Below are 367 nucleotides of genomic sequence, written 5' to 3'. Positions count from 1 at the left end.
TGCGAGCGCAGGAATTGCAATATACTAACATCTACCCAGAAGGTGGCGAATTTGTCACTAAGGATATTTCCAAGGTCTTGCAAACTTCAATCCAAACCGCTGAAGCCCTCAAGTTTAACTTTGGGACTGCTAATCTAGCTGAAGCCAGCGATAAGGAAACAGCTCAAGTCGAATGCGTCGGCAGTGATGAGCCTGTAGACATTTCTGAACGTTACCTGTCTGAAATTATCACAGCTCGGGTTCGTCATATTTTTGACCGCGTTAAACAAGATTTGGAACGTGGTCGCCTGCTTGACCTGCCAGGTGGAATTGTCCTGGTCGGTGGAGCAGCCATGCTTCCAGGCGTTGTGGAACTGGCTCAAGAAAT

Annotated in this window: 1 protein-coding gene; it reads left to right on the top strand. The window is 47.7% G+C overall.

From position 1 onward, the window contains the following. Positions 1-367, top strand: a 367-nt coding sequence (locus tag FH871_RS35185) for a cell division FtsA domain-containing protein (RefSeq protein WP_305036639.1), incomplete at both ends; no start/stop codon positions are given.

This window comes from Larkinella sp. C7, from assembly GCF_006149005.1.
Taxonomy (GTDB): Bacteria; Bacteroidota; Bacteroidia; order Cytophagales; family Spirosomataceae; genus Larkinella.
This window is presented reverse-complemented; position numbering and strand designations above follow the sequence as displayed.